Annotated in this window: 18 protein-coding genes; 6 read left to right on the top strand and 12 right to left on the bottom strand. The window is 67.9% G+C overall.

Annotated features, from left to right (window positions below):
- Positions 1–32: 32 nt before the first annotated feature.
- Positions 33–620: a TetR/AcrR family transcriptional regulator gene (locus NJ1_RS19560; RefSeq protein ID WP_067696326.1), complete on the bottom strand. Its 588-nt coding sequence runs from the start codon at positions 618–620 to the stop codon at positions 33–35.
- A gap of 21 nt (positions 621–641) precedes the next feature.
- On the opposite strand from NJ1_RS19560, the gene NJ1_RS19555 reads away from it, so the two are divergent.
- Together NJ1_RS19555 and NJ1_RS19550 are read left to right on the top strand one after the other, a co-directional pair.
- Positions 642–1,022: a hypothetical protein gene (locus tag NJ1_RS19555; protein ID WP_067696317.1), complete on the top strand. Its 381-nt coding sequence runs from the start codon at positions 642–644 to the stop codon at positions 1,020–1,022.
- Positions 1,019–1,609 (top strand): hypothetical protein, encoded by a 591-nt coding sequence (locus NJ1_RS19550; protein ID WP_245717467.1) that lies wholly within the window; start codon positions 1,019–1,021, stop codon positions 1,607–1,609. Before NJ1_RS19555 ends, NJ1_RS19550 begins: the two co-directional genes overlap by 4 nt.
- A 249-nt stretch (positions 1,610–1,858) precedes the next feature.
- Here the strand turns inward: NJ1_RS19550 and NJ1_RS19545 are convergent, their stop codons facing one another.
- Positions 1,859–2,707 carry an SDR family oxidoreductase gene (locus tag NJ1_RS19545; protein WP_067696314.1) on the bottom strand — a complete coding sequence of 283 codons (849 nt, stop codon included), beginning with the start codon at positions 2,705–2,707 and terminating at the stop codon, positions 1,859–1,861.
- 263 nt (positions 2,708–2,970) lie between these two features.
- On the opposite strand from NJ1_RS19545, the gene NJ1_RS19540 reads away from it, so the two are divergent.
- Together NJ1_RS19540 and NJ1_RS19535 are read left to right on the top strand one after the other, a co-directional pair.
- Positions 2,971–4,152: a serine hydrolase domain-containing protein gene (locus NJ1_RS19540; RefSeq protein WP_067696311.1), complete on the top strand. Its 1,182-nt coding sequence runs from the start codon at positions 2,971–2,973 to the stop codon at positions 4,150–4,152.
- Positions 4,153–4,185: 33 nt separating this feature from the next.
- Positions 4,186–5,721 carry an alpha/beta fold hydrolase gene (locus NJ1_RS19535; protein ID WP_245717466.1) on the top strand — a complete coding sequence of 512 codons (1,536 nt, stop codon included), beginning with the start codon at positions 4,186–4,188 and terminating at the stop codon, positions 5,719–5,721.
- A 172-nt stretch (positions 5,722–5,893) separates the two neighbouring features.
- On the opposite strand, the gene NJ1_RS19530 is transcribed toward NJ1_RS19535, so the two are convergent.
- The 4 genes from NJ1_RS19530 to NJ1_RS19520 form a co-directional block, all read right to left on the bottom strand.
- Entirely contained in the window at positions 5,894–6,538 is a 645-nt protein-coding gene (locus tag NJ1_RS19530; protein WP_067696303.1) for a response regulator, read from the bottom strand.
- On the bottom strand, positions 6,526–6,693 hold the full coding sequence (locus NJ1_RS39260) for a hypothetical protein (protein ID WP_157574091.1): 168 nt from the start codon (positions 6,691–6,693) through the stop codon (positions 6,526–6,528). Before NJ1_RS39260 ends, NJ1_RS19530 begins: the two co-directional genes overlap by 13 nt.
- The gene (locus NJ1_RS19525) at positions 6,690–8,087 is read right to left on the bottom strand and encodes a sensor histidine kinase (protein WP_067696301.1); all 1,398 of its coding nucleotides are present in this window, start codon (positions 8,085–8,087) and stop codon (positions 6,690–6,692) included. Before NJ1_RS19525 ends, NJ1_RS39260 begins: the two co-directional genes overlap by 4 nt.
- A gap of 294 nt (positions 8,088–8,381) precedes the next feature.
- Positions 8,382–8,864: a MarR family winged helix-turn-helix transcriptional regulator gene (locus tag NJ1_RS19520; protein WP_067696299.1), complete on the bottom strand. Its 483-nt coding sequence runs from the start codon at positions 8,862–8,864 to the stop codon at positions 8,382–8,384.
- Here NJ1_RS19520 and NJ1_RS19515 point away from each other — a divergent pair.
- Positions 8,863–9,324: a pyridoxamine 5'-phosphate oxidase family protein gene (locus NJ1_RS19515; protein WP_067696298.1), complete on the top strand. Its 462-nt coding sequence runs from the start codon at positions 8,863–8,865 to the stop codon at positions 9,322–9,324. The genes NJ1_RS19520 and NJ1_RS19515 overlap by 2 nt on opposite strands.
- A gap of 115 nt (positions 9,325–9,439) precedes the next feature.
- Here the strand turns inward: NJ1_RS19515 and rsgA are convergent, their stop codons facing one another.
- The 5 genes from rsgA to NJ1_RS19490 all read right to left on the bottom strand — a co-directional run bounded on the left by rsgA (position 9,440) and on the right by NJ1_RS19490 (position 14,226).
- Positions 9,440–10,543 carry a ribosome small subunit-dependent GTPase A gene (gene rsgA / locus NJ1_RS19510; protein ID WP_067696296.1) on the bottom strand — a complete coding sequence of 368 codons (1,104 nt, stop codon included), beginning with the start codon at positions 10,541–10,543 and terminating at the stop codon, positions 9,440–9,442.
- 381 nt (positions 10,544–10,924) lie between these two features.
- Positions 10,925–11,848, bottom strand: a complete 924-nt coding sequence (gene glfT1 / locus NJ1_RS19505) for a galactofuranosyltransferase GlfT1 (protein WP_067696293.1) — start codon at positions 11,846–11,848, stop codon at positions 10,925–10,927.
- Positions 11,845–12,660, bottom strand: coding sequence for a galactan export ABC transporter ATP-binding subunit Wzt/RfbE (wzt, locus tag NJ1_RS19500; protein WP_067696292.1), 816 nt, complete (start codon positions 12,658–12,660; stop codon positions 11,845–11,847). The genes glfT1 and wzt overlap by 4 nt, the downstream gene beginning before the upstream one ends.
- Before the next feature lie 7 nt (positions 12,661–12,667).
- Positions 12,668–13,492 carry a galactan export ABC transporter permease subunit Wzm/RfbD gene (wzm, locus tag NJ1_RS19495; protein ID WP_439957699.1) on the bottom strand — a complete coding sequence of 275 codons (825 nt, stop codon included), beginning with the start codon at positions 13,490–13,492 and terminating at the stop codon, positions 12,668–12,670.
- 152 nt (positions 13,493–13,644) lie between these two features.
- Positions 13,645–14,226, bottom strand: coding sequence for a bacterial proteasome activator family protein (locus tag NJ1_RS19490; protein ID WP_067696285.1), 582 nt, complete (start codon positions 14,224–14,226; stop codon positions 13,645–13,647).
- 156 nt (positions 14,227–14,382) lie between these two features.
- Between NJ1_RS19490 and NJ1_RS19485 the strand changes: the two genes are divergently transcribed.
- On the top strand, positions 14,383–15,588 hold the full coding sequence (locus tag NJ1_RS19485; RefSeq protein ID WP_067696745.1) for a cysteine desulfurase-like protein: 1,206 nt from the start codon (positions 14,383–14,385) through the stop codon (positions 15,586–15,588).
- A 6-nt stretch (positions 15,589–15,594) separates the two neighbouring features.
- Here NJ1_RS19485 and NJ1_RS19480 read toward each other — a convergent pair whose 3' ends face one another.
- Positions 15,595–16,587, bottom strand: a complete 993-nt coding sequence (locus NJ1_RS19480; RefSeq protein WP_067696282.1) for an NAD(P)H-quinone oxidoreductase — start codon at positions 16,585–16,587, stop codon at positions 15,595–15,597.
- Positions 16,588–16,725 lie beyond the last annotated feature (138 nt).

Genomic DNA, 16,725 nt, shown 5'->3' with positions numbered 1-16,725 from the left:
TCCGGAGCTGTCGGCCGGCCAGGGAGGTCGGATCAGTCCACGGTCAGGAGGGCGCGGGTCGCTGCCGCCAGGTCGTCGTCGAGCCAGTCGGGGAGGGTGTCGGCGTGGGCATGGCGGCGCAGGGCGGCGTAGGGGAGGTCCACGACGGCGCGGCTGACGGCGTCGATCTCGCGGGGACCGTCGGCGCCGTAGACGGCCAGAGCTATGCGCCGGAGTGCGGCGATCAGGGGTTCGTTCATGCCCGCGAGCCGGTCGCGGAACTCGGTGTCGGGCGCGCCGTCGAGGAGATCGCTGGGGCGCAGGTTGAGCAGCAGCTTGGCGTCGTCGCGGGATTCGCGGCCGAAGGCGACCGCGGCGGCGCTCATGGCGACGGCGGCCTCGACCGGATCCTCGGTCGCGGCGGCGGCGAGCACCCCGGACTGGAAGCGTTCCAGGGCCCGGATCCAGGCGGCCGTCAGGACGCCGTTGCGGTTGCCGAAACGGTGATACAGGGTGCCCACGGGTGCACCGCTGGCGTCCGCGATGGCCGCGACGCCGGCGGCCCGGGGGCCGTCGCGTAGGACCAGCGTGCGCGCTGCGTCGAGGATCACGTCGGTGTCGTGCTTGCGGGGTGGCGCCATGTACTAGTACGTTCCTTCTATATGGAGCGTTTGCCTTATATCGATGAGTATTCCAGGTCGATCGCCGCGGACCGTACCCGGACGTGGACCGCCCTCCTGCGTACGACCTGCAAGAACCCCGACGATCTAACCTCACTTCCGCGCGGATTCGTGCTCGACGAGGCCGACCCGCCGCAACGACTGGCCGCCAAGGGCAGGCACTGGTTCTCCCGCTACGCCTTGACCTTCACCCTCGAGGAGGAGTCCCCGGGCCGGACGCGCGTCACCGCCGAAACGCGGGCAGCCTTCCCCGGTATTCACGGCCGCGTCTACCGGGCCCTGGTGATCGGCAGCGGTGCTCACACGCTGGTGGTGCGAGACCTGTTGCGCCGCATCGCCCGCGCGGCCGGAACCGCGTCATGACCCGCGGCGGCGAGGGTCTCGATCCCGCCGACGGTGGCGTCCGGCCGCACGATCGAGCCGGGGCTCGCTGCCGGGACCGATGGATCCCCGGCCGCTCCTGGGGATCCACCGCAGCCGAGCGAATCGCGAAAATGCCCTGCGACCGACATCTTTCCGACCCGGTCGTCGTCTGCGACCGGGCCGTATCGATCGCGGCCCCGCCGCATCTCGTCTACGCGTGGCTCTGCCAGCTGCGCGTTGCCCCCTACAGCTACGACCTGTTCGACAACTGGGGTCGACCCAGCCCCCGCGACCGCGACCCCCACCTCACCGAACTTGCCCAGGGCCAGCGCTTCATGACCCTGTTCGAACTCATCGACCACACCCCCGGCGCGCAGATCACCTTGCGCGCCAAGGGCGTAGCGGTCACCTACGCCGTCCGCCCGGACCAGGCAGGGGAGGGCGCCCGCCTGCACGTTCGAGCCCGCTTCCGTGGCCGGTCCTGGATGATCGCCCCGCTCCTGCTCGGCGACTTCGTCATGATGCGCAAACAGTTACTGACGCTGCGCGATCTCGCCGAGCGCGAGGCCGCTTCCGCGCCCGGGTAGCGGAGCGCTCAGCCGAACGAGCCGCTCGCCGGGGCCGGTGGATCGTTGTCCACGACCGCTTTCCGGTAGTCGATCGAGCTCGGACGGCTGGGGACCAGCGAACCCGGCTCCCAGACCGGCGGTTCGGTCTTCCAACTGCCGTCCGGCTGCAAGGACGGCGGTTTCTGCTCGGACCGGCCCGGCTCGCTCCGGTTGGTCTACCGGTCGGGGACGGGAAAACGTTTCATTCGCTACCGATTCGGTTTCGGGTCAGAGGAACAGGTCGGTGCTGAGCTCGCCGTCGCCGGGGACCACCCGGTACTTGTCCAGGTCTGTGATGCCGTGCGCGGCGAGGACATCGTCGTCGATGAAGAAGTTGCCGGTGGTGTCCTTGGCGGGCGAGGTGAGGACCAGATAGGCGGCATCGGCGTAGATGGCGGGGGTGCGGGAGGTGGAGATCATCTCCGCGCCGCCGAGCAGATTCTCGACCGCGGCGGTGGCGATGGTGGTGCGCGGCCACAGCGAGTTCACGCCGATGCCGTACTTGCGCAGCTCTTCGGCCAAACCCAGTGTGGTGAGCGACATTCCGTACTTGGCGATGGTGTAGCCCAGCGCCATGCCCGCCCATTTGGGATCCAGGTTCAGTGGCGGGGACAGGGTGAGGATGTGCGGGTTGCGGCCCGCCTGCGCCGAATCCTTCAGGGCCGGAATGCTCAGCTTGGACAGCAGGAAACTGCCGCGGCAGTTGATGTCCTGCATCAGGTCGTACTTCTTCATGGGCAGCAACTCGGTGGGGGACAGGTCGATGGCGGAGGCATTGTTCACCACCATGTCGATCCCGCCGAACTCCTGAATCGTGCGCTGCACCGCGTCGGAGACCGCACCGTCGTCGCGCACGTCACCGAGGTATTTCAGCACCGTGCCACCGGCCTCCTGCAGTTCGGCGGCAGCGGTGTGGATGGTGCCCGGGAGTTTGGGATGCGGGGTGTCGGTCTTGGCGATGAGGGTGATGTTCGCCCCGTCCGCGGCCGCCCGCTTCGCGATCTCCAATCCGATTCCGCGACTCCCGCCCGACATGATCATGGTCCGGCCCGCCAGTGGCTTCAGTGCTTCCGTCATGGTCAGCTCCTGTTCAGTCCTGTTTCGCCCCGACATCGATCATCCGCGCGTCTGCGAGTGCGCGGGGCGAAAGCCCTCCGATTCGGACAGTAGGCCTCATTCCGCGTCTATGCAACTAGTTGCATAGAGGTAGTGCGGGCACTACCGCGCGCCGGGCGCCCGGACCACCCGCGACTCGGGTGCGCGCGGCATCGGAAACGCGGGGCCCGATTCCTAGGCTCGAAGCAGCCGGAGAACCCGGCTAGAACAGGAGGAACGCCTACATGACGACACTTCGGCGGCCGCGCAGCCGGATCGCGCTGGCCGGGCTCGGCATTGTCGCCGTACTCGCCACGCAGGCCTGCGGGACGGCGGAATCGGAATCCGCGCCCGGCGACGCGGAGCGCTCGCACGCACTGACCCGGGCGCTGGATGATGTGGTGCGCAAAGGATTTCCCGGAGTTCAGGTCGTGAGTGACGGACCGGACGGGCACCGCACGGTCAGTGCCGGTGTCGGCGATCTCGCCACCGGCGCGCCGTTCCCGGAGAACGCACAGGTCCGAATCGGCAGCAATACCAAGACTTTCGTCGCCACCGTGCTGCTGCAACTCGCCGCCGAGGGCACGCTCGACCTCGACGCCCCCATCGAGCGCTATCTCCCGGGAGTGGTGCGGGGCAACGGGAACGACGGCAATCGCGTCACCGTGCGTCAGCTGATGCAGCACACCAGCGGCCTGCCCGACTACGTCGGCGCCGGCAACCCCGAAGCGATGACCGCCCCGAATCCGGTGCTGGTGAACGCGCTGTCGGACGAGGCGCGATGGCGGCAGTACGCACCGGCCGAACTGGTTCGCATCGCCATGTCGCAGCCGCCGCAGTTCGAACCCGGTACGCGTCAGGTGTACACGAACACCAACTACATCCTGCTCGGACAGCTCGTCGAGCAGCTCACCGGCCGACCGGCCGCCGAGGCGGTCCGCACCCGCATCCTGGAACCCCTCGGTCTGCGCGACACCTACACCCCCGCCGCCGGCGAAACCGTCATTCGCGGACCGCACCCGGTCGGATATCAGACCATCGACGGGAAGCGCGCCGACTTCACCGATCTGAACCCGGCCTGGGCGTCGACCGCCGGTGACATGGTCGCCACGGGCTCGGACGTGAACCGATTCTTCACCGCGCTACTCGACGGAAAACTGCTGCCCGCAGCGCAATTGGAGCAGATGCGCAAGACCGTGCCGTTCGATCGGATGCCGGGTTCCGGCTACGGACTCGGGCTGATCGATCAGCCCGTCTCCTGCGGTAAGCGGGTGTGGGGCCACGGCGGCAGCATCCCCGGCTACGAGACCCGCAACGGCGTGGCCTCGGACGGTCGTGCGGTCACCGTGATCGTGAACCAGCTTCCCGACAGCGCCGAGACCGACAAGGTCGTCGCCGCGGTCCTGGACGCCGCACTGTGCGAGTGAGCGGAGCGGACAATGGGACAGAGAGGAAAAACCGTGCGTAACCCGAAGACCTCCGGCCGCGGAGTGCGGGTCCTGATCGCGACCGCGTCCGCGGCCGTCGCCGCGGCGACAGCCGCGGTGCTGGTTCCCCACGCCGCCGCCGATCGCGCCCCGGCAGCCGACCTGAGTCGCTACTACGGCCAGCAGCTGACCTGGAAGACCTGCGCCGATCCGGAGATCGACAAGGCAGGCGCGCAGTGCGCCGATGTCACGGTCCCGGTGAACTACGCCGATGCGCAAGGCGCGACGATGACCGTGGCCATCTCGCGCTACCCGTCCCCGGATCCGTCGAAGCGGCGCGGCATCATGCTGTCCAATCCTGGCGGCCCGGGCGGCGAAGGCCTGGATTTCCCGATCGCCTTCGGTGCGGCCATGACCCCCGAGGTGCGCGCACAGTACGACCTGATCGGCATGGATCCGCGCGGCGTCGGGCTCTCCACTCCCGTGCGCTGTGGCTGGCGGACCGGCTTCGGTCTGCAATCGGCGGGAGTCGATGCGAAGAGCTACGCCGAATCCGTTGCCTTCCAAGCGGATCTGGCGCTGAAGTGCGCGACGAACGAGGGTGATCGGTTGCGGCACATCACCACTCGCAATACCGCTCGCGATATGGATGTCGTTCGCGGCATCCTGGGTGAGGAGCGGATCAGTTTCTTCGGCACCTCGTACGGCACCTACCTCGGGTCGGTCTTCACCCAGATGTTCCCCGAGCGCAGCGATCGGATCGTGCTGGACAGCGCCGTGGATCCGGCGCGGTACGGGGCCGTGCGGATGGTGCAGGACATGGGCCCCGCCAACGAGGCCGTCTTCGAGACGTGGGCGGGGTGGACCGCGGAACGGGACGGCGAATTCCACTTCGGCACGACCCGAGATCAAGTGCGCACCAGCGTTCTCGACATGATCCGGCGCGCGGCCGATCGGCCGATCGACCTGGACGGCTACGAAGTCGACGATCACTGGATTCCGATGATCCTGTTCGCGGGACTCGACGATCCCCGGAACTACCCGAAGGTGGCCTCGCAGCTGCGGCAGCTGGCCGATGCCGCCGAAGGCACAGCGGTGCAGGTGGATCCGGGACTGGCCGACAGCCTGAAGTTCATGCTGCGCGCCGAGCCCGTGGAGAACTCCGTGCAGATGGCGATCATGTGTGGCGACGCCGCCGTCGAGCGGGACCCGACCTGGTACTGGCGCAATATCGAGGCCTCGCGGGCCACGCTGCCGGTGTTCGGCGCGTTCGCGAACAACATCACGCCGTGCGCGTTCTGGGCTCCGCCCGTGGAACCCACCACGGTCGTGAACAATTCGGTGCCCACCCTGATCGTGCAATCCACCGGCGACACCCGCACCACGTACGGGAACGCCCTCGGTATGCACAGGGCGCTCGACGCATCCCGCCTCGTCACGCTCGAGGATGTCGCGATCCACTACATCTTCGGCCGGTACCCGAACGCCTGCGTCTATGCCGCGGTCAACACCTACTTCGGCGAAGGCACGCTCCCCGCAAGCGATTTCACCTGCCGGAACGACAGCTGACAATTCCGTGGCTGAATCGGGAGTTCCCCCTCCGGCCGGTCGGGGAACTCCCGCTGTCTCCGGATATGCACATATATGCATAGACTGTTGATGCCTGTGGATCAATCGGCGGGCTGAGCCCCGATCGGGTTCCTCGGCGGCGCAGCACTATTGCCCGCCGCCGAGGGCGGCATCAGGCGTTGAGGTAGGCCAGGACCGCGAGCACCCGTCGGTGGCCGACCTCGTCGGCGTGCAATCCGAGCTTGGCGAAGATGCTCCGAATATGTTTGAGCACAGCCCCTTCGGACACCACGAGCCGCCCGGCGATGGTGCTGTTGTCCAGCCCCTCCGCCATCAGCGCCAGCACCTCTCGCTCGCGCGCGGTGAGCGCGGACAGCGGGTCATCTGCCTTGCGCCGCACCAGGAGTTGCGAGATCACCTCGGGATCCATGGCGGTGCCCCCGTCCGCCACCCGGCGCAGCGTATCGAGGAACCGGTCGACCTTCCCGACACGCTCCTTGAGCAGATACCCGACCCCGCCCGCCCCGTCCCCGAGCAGTTCGGCGGCGTAACTGTCCTCGACCCACCCCGAGAGCACCAGCACCGGCAGCCCGGGATGAATCCTGCGCGCCTGCACCGCCGCCCGCAGCCCGTCATCGGTGAAGGTCGGCGGCATCCGCACATCCACCACCACCGCGTCGGGCCGATCGGCGCTCACCACCGCCAAGAAATCATCCGCGTTGTCCAGCGCCGCAACCACCTCGATCCCGGCGCTGCTCAACAGCAGGACCAATCCCTCGCGCAGCAGCGCGTCGTCCTCCGCGATCACCACCCGCACAGCGACTCCCTCCACACCACGGTGTCCTCGTTCCGCACTCCCGGCCCGTCGCTATCCGCCAGTCGCACAGCGGCATTGCCGACGATCCGCGCGTCCGGATCGCCCGCGCCCAGCGGTGCTGTGCGGTGCGCGCCGCGCACAGCACCGCTGCTCACGATCCGCACGGCAACTCCACGCGCACCACGGTGGGCCCGCCCTCGGGGCTGCTCAGCAGCATCCGCCCGTCGAGCGCCTCGGCCCGCCGCCGGATTCCCGCCAACCCGCCGCCCTCTCGCTCCCGCGCGTTCCCGAGTCCATCGTCCCGGACCTCGACGGTCAGCGTCTCGGCCGCACCACCCAGCGTTACCGAAACCTGCTCGGCCCCGGAGTGTTTGGTCGCATTGGTCAGCGCCTCGGCGATCACGAAGTAGGCAGCGGCTTCCACGGCCGCCGGTCTGCGAGCCGTCTCGCGTATCTCCTGCTCGTCGATCTCGGCGCCAACGCGTGTGCTGCCCAGATCGATATCGCCACCCGGGGTGTAACCGTCGTCCGATCCGACCGGCCGCGGGCTCTCGTCCGCATCGAGCGGTTCCCGCGCACCGAGGCGTCCGCTCTCGCCGAGCCAGTCGATGTCGACGGTGCACGGGATGGGGCTGCGGGCGGCCAGGGCCGACACCGCGCTGGGCAGACCGCGATCCGCGAGGACCGGGGGATAGACGCTGCGAACCACGTCGCGCAGTTCGGCCAGGGCGTCGGTGGCGGTGTCCTGGGCCCTGCGCACGAGATCGGCGGCGCGTTCGGGATCCTGTTGCCGCAGTTGGTCGGCCAGTCCGAGCTGCATGATCACCGCGGCGATGCGCGCCTGCGCCCCATCGTGCAGATCGCGCTCGATGCGCCGCAGTTCCGCTCCGTGCGCGTCCAGCGCGGCCGCCCGGGTCTCGGTCAGTTCGGTGACCCGCGCCGCGAGCGCACTTTCCGACGGTCCGAGCGCCGCCCGTGCGGTCAGCGCCTGCCACCGAGCGACCACCGGAATCTGCAGCACCAGCACCGCGAGCGGAATCGCGAGCAGCGCGCTCAACCAGGCCGGACCCCACGAGTCGACGGGTATCCCGAAGTTGTCGACGGTGTTCTCCGGCGCGAACCGCCAGTACGCCGGAATAGCGAGCTGATTGATCAGCGCGAGCGGCAGCGCCACCGCGAAGAGCCCGATCGGCACCCCCAGCACCGCGTGCAGGGCCACCCATCCGATGTCCCGCATATTGGCCACGTCCCGGAACACCGTCGCCAACTGCCGCCGCAACGGCCCGTCCAGCGTCTGATAGACCCCCGGAATCGGTTCGCCCAGCCGCCCGCCCGCGCGCAGCCGCTCCAACCCCGTCAACGGCCGCAGCAGCCGAATCGTCTCCGGTATCGCCGGAATCCCCACGATCCCCAAACTCAGCGCCCCGACCAGGAACAGCACGACCAGCGCGACCAATGCCAGCGCTCCGGTCACAGCCCCCACCGCCAAATACCAGACCGCCCCGGGCAACTCCCGCAACCGCCGCCCGGCCCACCGCAGTAGGGTCATCTCCCCACACCCGCGCCCAGCGCCGTCATCCCCACCGGACACCCGGACGACAACCCCTCGGCCACCTGCGGCAATACCTCAGCGCGATACACGCCACCACACTATCGGCCGCCCCCGCCCCGGGGTTCCCGCCGACCCGTGAGTCGACCCCGCCCCGCGACGAGCGCGCACCCCTCCGGAAGCGACTGCGGACGGGCCGTCGCTTCGGCTGGGGTCCGCTGGACTCCACGCCGCAGGACCAGCCGGACGAAACCGTCACCGCGACATGCCCGCAGCGGCCCAACCGGGACGCGGTCAGTGGGGTGGGCGGACGCGGCGGTTGCGAATGGCCTCGGGTTCGCCGAGGCGGGCGATGATCGCGGCGAGCAGTGCTCGGCCGTCTTCCATTCGGGCGGAACCGAATTCGGCGGTGAGTTCGTCGTGGAGTTCGCGGCGCAGGCGACGAGTCGCCTCGACGGCCGCGAGCGCGTGGTCGGTCAGATGCAGGAGGCGGGTGCGCGCGTCGGCGGGGTCCGGTTCGCGCCGCAGCAGATCGCGGCGTTCCAGATCGGCGACCGTCTTGGAGGCGGCCTGCTGGGTGACGCCCATGCGCTCGGCGAGAGCCGTGATCGACAGGGGCGCGGCCACCACGTGCTGGATCACCACGCCGTCGTTGAAGCGCAGTTCGCCGAAGCCCTGTTCGCCCAGGCGCCGCTGGATCTCGTCGGTCATCGCCCACCCGGCGAACAAGGAGGTGAGAGACAGATCCAGGGTGTCGGGCGTAGGATGCACAACCATGGTTGTGAAATCTAGCAGAGTGCCGCCGGAGTTGGCCGAGGACTTCATCCGTGTCGCGCACCGAATCGTGTGGTGCACCCTGGCCACCGTCGATCGCCGCGGCCGGCCCCGCTCCCGAGTCGTCCATCCGATCTGGGAACAGACACCGGACGGCGTGGTCGGGCGGCTGTTCACCCGCCCGACTCCACTCAAACTCGCCCACCTGACCGCGACCCCGCACGTGTCCTGCTCGTACTGGGATCCCCGGCACGAGGTCGCCGTCGCCGAATGCCGAGCCGACTTCCAGGACGATCCGCAGTCGCGAAAGGACCTGTGGGAGCTGTTCGCGACGACTCCGGAACCACTCGGCTACGACCCGACCATCCTCGGCGGAACCGATCACCTCGACCCGAACATCACCGTTCTCCGCCTCACCCCGTGGCGACTCTCCACCGGCGGCCACGCCTGGCTGGCCGCCTGACACCCGGTGCGCTCGGGAGCCGAGGTCGAAGGTGGGGGTGGCCGCCGGACTGGCCACCCCCGTCCTCGTTTTCCACCGGATCGACCATCTCAAACGTGATGATCGACCGCGGGCTTCATCGCCGCCCGCCGCCGCGCTCCCGGTAGGTGCGGCGCTGCTGCTTGACGATGCCCTTCCACACCTTGGTGCGCTCGGTGCGCAGCCGGTGATCGGTGCGGGAGGCCATCCATTCGTTCTCCCGGATCAGCTTGCGGTAGCTGTCCAGGCGACGCTGGGGCAGGGCCCCGGATTCGATCGCCGCGAGCACCGCGCACCCCGGTTCGCCGGTATGCGAGCAATCGGCGAAACGGCAAGCCTCGGAGAGGGATTCGATATCGCTGAAGGTGCGTCCGATGCCTTCGGAGGCGTCCCACAGACCCACCGAGCGCAGGCCCGGGGTGTCGATCAGGGTGCCGCCGCCGGGGAGCGGGCGCAATTCGCGATGCACCGTGGTGTGCCGGCCGCGCTTGTCGCCGTCGCGAACCGCGTTGGTGGCGAACACGTCCGAGCCCAGCAGGGCATTGGCGAGGGTCGACTTGCCCGCACCGGACGGCCCGATCAGGGCGACCGTGCCGCTCATGACGGCCGACAGCACGTCCATGCCGAGCCCGGAGGAGGCGCTCACCGACAGCACGGTCGCGCCCGGCGCGGTCGCCCGCACCTCGTCGAGCGAAAGATCCTCGGCCAGATCGGCTTTGGTCAGCACCACGACGGGCTGTGCGCCCGATTCCCACGCCAGTGCCAGCAGGCGCTCGATGCGCCCGAGGTCGACGTCGTCGCCCGGCAGGCACACCAGCACGGTGTCCACGTTCGCGGCCAGCACCTGATCCGCGGAGCGAGCCCGCGAATCGGAGTGACCCGAGACCGCGGCCCGCACGATGGCGGTGTGGCGTGGCAGCAGCTGCCGCACTTCACGATCGGCGTCGAGGCCGACCCAGTCGCCGGTGCACAGTCCGCTGATATCGGAATCCGGACGCGGCAGGCGGGCCCGGACGACGGCGGCGGTGAAACGGCTCTGGTAGTCGGAGGTGGGCAGCGGTGCGGCGACATCGCATTCGCTGCGTTCCATGCGCAGGACGCGAGCGGGAATCAGGGAGTCACCGAGTATCGGCAGATAGCGCGAGGCGAGGTCCGCGTTCCAGCCATAGGGGGAGAGCAGGTCGAGATTGTCCGAAGACATGCGGGGGAGTCCTTCGTCGGGCCGAGCCCGAACGGACTCAGCGCAAGAAATTCGAGGTGGATACGTGCACAGCGGTCACGGCACGAGCCGCGATACGTCGCCGGGGCACGACAATCCGCACTGTCGTCCTCACGTGAATCCACCTCCTCATCTCTCCCAGGGCATTCGCAGCGGCGAACACCGTCGACCAGAACGAGCACAACCTTCTCAGGCGCGCGAAAACACCGCAACCGATTTATACACAGTCCTGCACAGGCTCACTTGTGCACATGGTTATCCACAGGATCGAACATGCGTTCGACCCTGGTCCGGGTGCTGCTTATCCACAGAACGAGGGTAGTTATGCACAGGCATGGGCGCTGTGCACAACCCTCGGGGAACTCAGGACTTGGGCTTGTGGAACTGCTCGCGGCGGCCGAGCCGCTGCAGTCGCAGCCACTCCATCAGCCCCGCCGGATCCTTCTGCTGAACCAGGAAGAACCACCCGAATCGAGCAAGCTCCTGCGGCAGCAGTTTGCGCATACCGGGCTGAGCCATCAGGTAACCCCGGTTGCGGTAGGTGTAGTGCCGCTTCACCGGATCGTCCGGATACTGCGTGTGCATCCTGCCGCCCAGGATCGGCTTGAACTCCGCCGAACCGTTCGGATGCAGATACGCCGTCTGCAGACAGGTGCCGAAAGGCAGCCCCGAGCGGACCAGCCGCCGATGCACCTCGACCTCGTCACCGCGCACGAACAACCGCAGATCCGGCACGCCGATCACGTCCACGGCCTCCGCCGAGACGAGCGCGCCGTTGAACAGCGAGGCGATGCCGGGCAGGAAGTCGTCGTCGCCGAGCTCGGACCGCAGTCGCCGCCACACCACGCCGCGGCGCAGCGGGAACGCCAGCTGGTCCGGATCGTCGATATCGCAGACCACGGGCGAGACCTCGACCAGCCGATGCCGCTGCGCGCAATCGAACAGCGTGGCAAGCACATCCGGCCCGTCGGGCCGGCCGTCGTCGTCGGCCAGCCAGACCCAGTCCGCGCCCAGGGTCAGCGCGTGCAGCATGCCGAGCGCGAAACCGCCCGCACCGCCGAGATTGTGCTCGGACCCCAGGTATGTGGTCTCGATCGGCTGCTCGCGCACGAGCTCGCCCACCTCGGCCTCGTTGCCGTTGTCCACCACGATGAGATGGTCGATCGGCCGCGACTGGCTGCTGAGCACCTTCAGCGATTCCGCGAGCATCTCTTTGCGTTTATGGGTGACGACGATCGCGACGATGCGCGCATCGTCCGCGAAATAGGGGGTGGGCTGCTCGCTCATGCGGGATTCCGTTCGGCTTCACGTTCCAGATCCCGCAGCACCGTCGCCACGTGATCGCCCGCCTCGGGGCCTTCGTAGGCACGAACGACTTCTTCGATACCGCCGTGCAGTCTGACCTGTCCGTGGTCGATCCACATAGCCGAATCGCAGAGCTGAGCCAGGAATTCGTTGGAGTGACTGGCGAAGACCAGGATTCCGGAGCGGGAGACCAATTCCTGCAACCGGATTCGCGCTTTCTTCATGAAATCGGCGTCGACCGCGCCGATGCCCTCGTCCAGCAGCAGGATCTCCGGATCGATGGAGGTGACCACGCCCATCGCCAGGCGCACGCGCATACCGGTGGAGTAGGTGCGCAGCGGCATCGCCAGGTAGTCGCCGAGTTCGGTGAAGTCGGCGATCTCGTCGATCTTGGCCAGCATCTGCTTGCGGGTCTGCCCGAGGAACAGTCCGCGAATGATGATGTTGTCGTATCCGGAGACCTCCGGATCCATGCCGACGCCGAGATCGAAGACCGGCGCCACGCGTCCGCGAATCCGCGCGCTGCCGCGGGTGGGTTCGTAGATGCCCGAAAGCAGCCGCAGCAGTGTGGATTTGCCCGCGCCGTTGTGCCCGACCAAACCGATCCGGTCGCCCTCCTTGAGCGAGAGGTTGATGTCGCGCAACGCTTCCACGACCACCACATCGGATTGGTTGCGCCCGATGGCGCCACCGGCCGAGCCCAGCACGGCCTTCTTCAGCGAACGAGACTTCGCGTCGAAGATCGGGAACTCCACCCACGCGTTCTGGGTTTCGATACTCACATGGTCGGTCATTGAGCCTTCACACCCAGTAGGGGACTCGGGAACGGAACTTCTTCATGGCCAGTATCGCGACGATGCCGCCGAGGACGGTGATGCTCAGCACCACGATCCAGCTGCGCAGGTGGATCGGATCGCCGAGCAGCGGCGCGCGCACGATCTCCAGGTAATGGTAGGTCGGCACGAGCTCGGCCAGCTTGGCGCGATCGCTCGCGGTGCCGGTCAGCGCCGTCGGCTTCCACATCACCGGGGTGAGCACGAAGAGCATGAGGGTGGTGCTGCCCAGGATCGGTGCCAGATCGCGGTAGCGGGTGCTGAAGATGCCGAACACGATCGTCACCCAGAGCGCGTTGAGGAAGACCAGCAGCAGACCGGGAATCGCCAGCAGCGCGGACCAGTGCAGATGCCGCCAGATGCTGAACGCGAGCACCATCACCACATAGATGATCAGGTTGTGTGCGAAGAACAGGAATTGGCGCCACACCAGGCGATATACGTGCACGCTCAGTGCCGAGGGCAGCTGTTTGATCAGCCCCTCGTTGGCGATGAAGACGTCCGAGCCCTCGATGATGCTGGCGTTGATCACGTTCCAGACGATCAGCCCGACGGTCACGTACGGCAGGTACGAACTCAGCGTCTGCCCGAACAACGTGGCGTAGAGGACACCCATCGCGGCGGCCTGCAGGCCGGTCGCGATGGTGATCCAGAACGGGCCGAGCACCGAGCGCCGATAGCGCTGTTTGATGTCCTGCCAGCCCAACGCCAGCCACAACTCTCGCTGGGAGAAGCCGTCCCGGAAGTCCTTGAAGGCGCGGGCGAAGGACTGGGAGTCCGATACCAGCGTCACCGGGGGTTCGTCCGGACGCGCTTCGGCCGTGGCCGAGTCGGGGGGAGCAGCAGCAGGCACAGCACCCGACCCTATCTAATAGCCTTCGATTTGCGTCGGGAACCTGCCTGCGACCGCGACTTGCCGAGCCGACGGGGTCGCGCTCGTCACGTTCACAGGTACTGACCGGTGCCGGTCGCGCCGCCGGATTGACGGGGATCGATGGTGGTCGCGCCGGGCGGCAGCTGGCGCATCTGCTCGAGCTGAGCGCGCGCGGCCATCTGCTGTGCGAACAGCGCGGTCTGGATTCCGTGGAACAGACCTTCGAGCCAGCCCACCAATTGTGCTTGGGCGATGCGGAGTTCGGCGTCCGACGGAACGGCGTCCTCACTGAACGGGAGAGCCAGGCGCTCGAGTTCCTCGCGCAGTTCCGGGGCGAGGCCCTGTTCGAGTTCGAGGATGGAGGAGCGGTGGATCTCGCGCAGCCGGGTGCGACTGGCATCGTCCAGCGGCGCGTGCCGGACCTCTTCGAGCAGCTGTTTGATCATGGTGCCGATGCGCATGACCTTTGCCGGCTGCTCGACCATATCGGCGAGCGATTCTTCCTTTTCGCGAGATTCATCGGAATTGCCCTCGCCGACAACCTGTCCGGTGAGCGGATCACCACCGGGCAGCATGTTCGCCGGAATGGCCACGGGTTTGCCCTCGGGACCGATCACGACAATGGATTCGGGTGCACCGTCCGACTGCGTCATGCCCCCATCATTCCGTGACTCCGGCGAACGCGCTAAGGGGGTGTCCGATCCGTCCCTGTCTGCTTTGTGTGTTCCGCCCAGCTCGTCCGGTTCGGTGACGAGTGGTCGTGAGGCTACCGTTACGCTCGCAAGCTCTCTCCCCTTAGAGTGGCCACCATGACTTACGACGTCGCAAGGGTGCGGGGCCTCATACCGTCCCTGGGCGACGGCTGGATCCATCTGGACCCGCAAGCGGGCATGCTGGTTCCGGATTCGGTATCACGCGCCGTATCAACGGGTTTCCGAACCTCCGCCTTCTCCCATACCAATCGGCACGGCGCCGCCAAGCGCAGCGCCGCGATCCTCGAGGCCGCTCGCGAGGCGGTCGCGGATCTGGTGGGCGGCGATCCCGCGGGCGTGGTGCTGGGTCCCGACCGAGCGGTACTCCTGGCCTGGCTGGCCGAATCGCTGAGCTCCCGCCTGGGCCTGGGCACCGGGATCGTGCTGTCGCGCCTGGATGACGAAGCCAATGTCGCGCCGTGGCTTCGGATCGCCAATCGCTATGGCGCACATGTGCGCTGGGCCGAAGTGGAAATCGAGACCTGCGAAATGCCCGCCTGGCAGTTCGAGGAGCTCATCGGTCCCACCGCCCGGCTGGTCGCGTTGACCGCCGCCTCCCCGATCGTCGGCTCCGCGCCGTCGGTGCGGGTGGCCGCCGATCGCGTGCACGAGGTGGGCGGCCTGCTGGTCGCGGACTGCTTCGGCGCGGCCCCCTACGCGCTCATCGACATCGACGAACTCAATGCCGACGTCATCGCGCTGAGCGCACCGGCGTGGGGCGGACCGCAGGTCGGCGCGCTGGTCTTCCGCGATCCCGCCTTCCTGGACCGCATTCCCTCCATGTCCCTGAACCCGTACGCCAAGGGTTCGGAGCGGCTCGAGGTCGGTCACCACCAGTACGCGCTACTGGCGGGCCTCACCACCTCCATCGACTACCTGGCCGGAATGGACGAGCGCGCGACCGGAACCCGCCGGGAGCGCCTCGAGATCTCGATCACCTCGCTGCAGGACTACCACGATCAGCTCTTCGAGCACCTGATGACGACCCTGGATCAGATCCCCAACCTGACCGTCATCGGCCGCGCCTCGACCCGCATTCCGACGGTCAGCTTCACCATCGCGGGGATGCAGGCGGAGAAGGTCTCGGCCAAGCTCGCCGACGCCCGGATCGGCACGCTGAGCGGATCGCACGGCGGCAGCCGCCTGCTGGACGCGCTCGGTGTGAACGACGAGGGCGGCGCGGTCACCATCGGGCTCGCGCCGTACACGACCAAATTCGAGATCGACCAGCTCGGCCGCGCCCTCACCGCCCTCGACACCTGAGCGGACTCAGTCTTCGCGCACGCGCAGGATCACCTTGCCGACCGTGTCGTCCGAGTCCAGCAGGCGGTGCGCCTCGGCGGCGTCGGCCACCGGCAGTTCGGCCGAGATCACCGGCACGACCGAGCCCTCCGCGACCAGGGGCCATACCCGCCGCCGCAGCTCCGCGACGATCTCGGCCTTGCTCCCGCGTCCGGTCGCGGCCCGGCGGCGCAGATTGGTGGCGTGCACGCTGCCGCGCTTTCCCAGCAACACCGCGAGATTCAATTCCGCGGTGACCCCGCCCTGCATGCCGATGATCACCAACCGGCCGTCCTCGGCGAGCGCGTCCACATTGCGGGCCAGGTACTTCGCGCCCATATTGTCGAGAATCACGTCGGCACCGTCACTTTCGGATTTCAGCACCTCCACGAAATCCTCTTCGCGGTAATTGATCAGGATGCTCGCACCCAATTCCTGACAGCTATCGAGTTTGAACTTCGACCCCGCGGTCACCGCCACCCGCGCGCCCAGGCTCCGCGCCACCTGAATGGCGTGCGTGCCGATCCCGCTGCCGCCACCGTGAATCAGCAGTAACTGGCCCGAACGCAGGCCCGCGGTCATGACCAGGTTCGACCACACCGTGGCGGCCACCTCCGGCAGCGCCGCCGCGGCGGGCAGGTCCCAGTCCTCGGGGACCGGCAGCACCTGGGTCGCGGGCACGAGCACCCGCTCGGCGTAGCCGCCGCCGGACAGTAGCGCGCACACCCGATCGCCGGGACGCCAATCCTGTACTCCGGGACCGATTTCCGCGATCACGCCGGAACACTCCAGGCCGAGCGTCTCGCTCGCGCCGGGCGGCGGCGGATAGAAACCCTGCCGTTGCATCAGGTCCGCGCGGTTCACCCCCGCGGCCACCACATCGATCGACACCTCGCCCGGACCGGGCGCGGGCAGATCGGGAACCTGGGCCCACGTCATCACTTCGGGACCACCGAAACCATCGAGCGTCACCGCATACATGAAACCGAGGGTACGGCGCGGGCTCAGCGATTACTGTCAGGCCATCTTCGGCGGGAGCACAGGATCCTGTCAGCTTTTCCCGGCACAGTGGAATCGACACAACGAACCAGGAGATTCCATGATCGCGATGTTCACCAC

This window comes from Nocardia jejuensis NBRC 103114 (assembly GCF_001613145.1).
In the GTDB taxonomy this organism is placed as follows: domain Bacteria; phylum Actinomycetota; class Actinomycetes; order Mycobacteriales; family Mycobacteriaceae; genus Nocardia; species Nocardia jejuensis.
The sequence above is the reverse complement of the archived record's forward strand: the minus strand, read 5'-3'. Positions and strand labels throughout refer to the sequence as shown.